The organism is Peptoniphilus timonensis JC401 (genome assembly GCF_000312025.1).
GTDB classification, from domain to species: Bacteria; Bacillota; Clostridia; order Tissierellales; family Peptoniphilaceae; genus Peptoniphilus_A; species Peptoniphilus_A timonensis.
On sequence record NZ_HE978593.1, the window covers coordinates 148982 to 151770 of the forward strand.

At 31.7% G+C, this 2789-nt stretch carries 3 protein-coding genes and 1 pseudogene; all 4 read left to right on the top strand.

Annotated elements, in window-relative coordinates:
- Positions 1–570, top strand: a 570-nt coding sequence (gene pgk, locus HGPT_RS00775; protein WP_281032346.1) for a phosphoglycerate kinase, incomplete at its 5' end; no start/stop codon positions are given.
- Positions 548–664, top strand: a complete 117-nt coding sequence (gene pgk / locus HGPT_RS10270; protein WP_281032347.1) for a phosphoglycerate kinase — start codon at positions 548–550, stop codon at positions 662–664. The genes pgk (HGPT_RS00775) and pgk (HGPT_RS10270), both read left to right, overlap by 23 nt.
- A pseudogene (tpiA, locus tag HGPT_RS00780) lies at positions 661–1405 on the top strand (triose-phosphate isomerase). The gene pgk (HGPT_RS10270) and the pseudogene tpiA overlap by 4 nt, the downstream one beginning before the upstream one ends.
- Positions 1402–2789: 2,3-bisphosphoglycerate-independent phosphoglycerate mutase (gene gpmI, locus HGPT_RS00785; RefSeq protein ID WP_019137998.1), on the top strand; the 1388-nt coding region annotated here is incomplete at its 3' end. The pseudogene tpiA and the gene gpmI, both read left to right, overlap by 4 nt.

The following is a 2789-nucleotide window of genomic DNA, read 5'->3' on the forward strand; positions in this document are numbered from 1 at the left end:
GAAATAAAATATTTTGAAGATGCACTTAAAAATCCAGAAAAACCTTTTGCAGCAATTCTTGGTGGTTCAAAAGTTTCTGATAAAATTGGAGTAATCGAAAACTTGTTAGAAAAAGTTGACACATTAGTAATTGTTGGTGCCATGGCAAATACTTTTTTAAAGTCCAAGGGACTTGAAGTTGGTAAATCTCTTGTTGAAGATGATAAATTAGATCTTGCTAGAGAAATGATGGCAAAAGCAGCAGAAAATCATGTTGAACTAATTCTTCCAAAGGACGTTATTGTTGCTCCAGAAGTATCTGAAGATGCCAAGGGCACTTTAAAAGATGTAGAAGATGTGGATGAAGACGACATGATTCTTGATATTGGAAGTGAAAGTCTGAAAGATATTGAAGGTTCTCTTGAAAAAGCAAAAACTATTGTCTTAAATGGTCCTTGTGGAGTTTTTGAAATTGAAGAATTTTCTCATGGAACTATTGAACTTGCAAAGATTTTGGCAAAACTAGATGCTACAGTAATTGTTGGTGGAGGCGATTCTGTTGCGGCTGTTGAAAAAAGCAGGAGTAGCTGATAAGTTAACTCACATTTCAACTGGTGGAGGAGCAAGTCTTGAAATGCTTGAAGGTAAAAAACTTCCTGGCATTGAGGCAGTTGAAGAAGCATGAGAAAAAAATATATTTGTGGAAATTGGAAGATGAATAAAACTTCTTCTGAGGTCCTTGAATTTGCAAAAAAAATAAATGATTTTGACTTTGATAAAGTTGATGTTTTAATTGCTCCATCTTTTGTTTCTCTTGAAAGTTTTAGAAAAAATTTAAAAGATGAAATAAAAGTAGGAGGACAAAATGTATCAGAATTTGATGATGGGGCTTATACAGGTGAAGTTTCAACTTCTATGCTAAAGGATATTTCTGTAAATGATGTAATTATTGGTCATTCTGAAAGACGTGAAAAGTTTTTTGAAAGTGATGAAATTGTAAATTCTAAGGTAAAAAAAGCTTTGGAAGATGGTTTATCTGTAATTCTTTGTCTAGGAGAATCTCTTGAAAAAAAAGAAGAAAACAAGGCAGTAGAATTTGTAAGAGAAGAACTTTTAAAATCTCTTGATGGGGTTAAAAATTTAGATAAAGTTACTATTGCTTATGAACCTATTTGGGCAATTGGGACTGGAAAAAACTTGTTCATCAGAAGATGCAGAAAATATGTGCAGGGAAATTAGAAATATAATAAAGGAAAAATATGGAGAAATTTCTCAACAAATTAGAATTTTATATGGTGGATCTGTGAAGCCAGCAAATGCAGGAGAAATTTTATCCAAGGAAAATATTGACGGTCTTCTTGTTGGTGGAGCAAGTTTAAAAGCAGAAGATTTTATAGAAATAATTAAGGTTGGTGAAAATTTATGAAACCAACAATGTTAATAATCTTAGATGGATTTGGAATAAATAATAGTGAAGTTGGAAACGCTGTAAAACTTGCTAAGACTCCAATATTAGATGATTTGTATAAAAATTCAGCTCACACAGAAATTTATGCCAGCGAAGAATATGTTGGTCTACCAAAGGGACAAATGGGAAACTCTGAAGTAGGTCATTTAAATATTGGAGCAGGCAGAGTTATTTATCAAAACTTGACTAAAATAAGTGAGTCCATTAAATCTGGAGAATTTTTTAAAAATCCTGAATTTATAAGGGCTATAGAAAATGCAAAGAAAAATAAGTCTAGAGTTCACTTAATTGGACTTGTGTCAAAGGGAGGAGTTCACTCACACTTTGACCACTTGAGAGCTCTAATAAAATTAATGGAAGAGCAAGGAATCGAAAACACTTTTATTCATGCAATTACAGATGGACGTGATGTTTCTCCCCACGCAGCTATTGATGATATAAAAGAACTTCAAGATGAAATAAAAGAAATTCCTTCTGTAAAAATTGCCACAATTTCTGGCAGATATTATGCTATGGATCGTGACAAGAGATGGGAAAGAACAAAAAAATATTATGATGATTTAACTAGTGATGTAGATTTTTGTGAAGAAGATATTTTGTCTTATATAAAATCTTCTTATGATAAAGATGTTACAGATGAATTTTTGGAACCAGCAAAATTTGTAAAAGATTCTGAAATAATAGAAAATGATTCAATAATAATTTTTAATTTTAGACCTGATAGAGTTAGACAAATCACAAGAGCTTTAGTAGATGATGACTTTAGTGGTTTTGAAAGAGAAAAAATAAATACTACCCTTGTTACAATGACAGAGTATGATAAGGATATAAAAAATAAATTTGTTGCCTTTAAGGATGAAATACCAAAGGATACTCTTGGAGAAGTTCTTGAAAAAAATAAAATAAAGCAACTTAGAATTGCTGAAACAGAAAAATATGCCCATGTAACATTTTTCTTTAACGGTGGTCGTGAAAAACCTTTCGAAGGAGAAGATAGAATCCTTATACCTTCACCAAAAGTTGCGACTTATGACTTGAAACCAGAAATGTCTGCCAATGAAGTAACAGATAAGGTCCTTGAAAGTTTAGAAAAAGATAAATACGGCTTAATAATTTTAAACTTTGCAAATCCAGATATGGTTGGACATACAGGAGATTTAAAAGCAGCTATAAAAGCAGTTGAAACTGTAGATTATGATCTTGGCAGAATTTTAAAAGTTTTAAAAGAAAAAGATGGGGCAGCAATAATTACTGCAGACCACGGAAATTGTGAATATATGATTGATGATGAGGGTAATGTTGTCACTAGTCATAGCACAAATTTGGTTCCATTATTCTTATT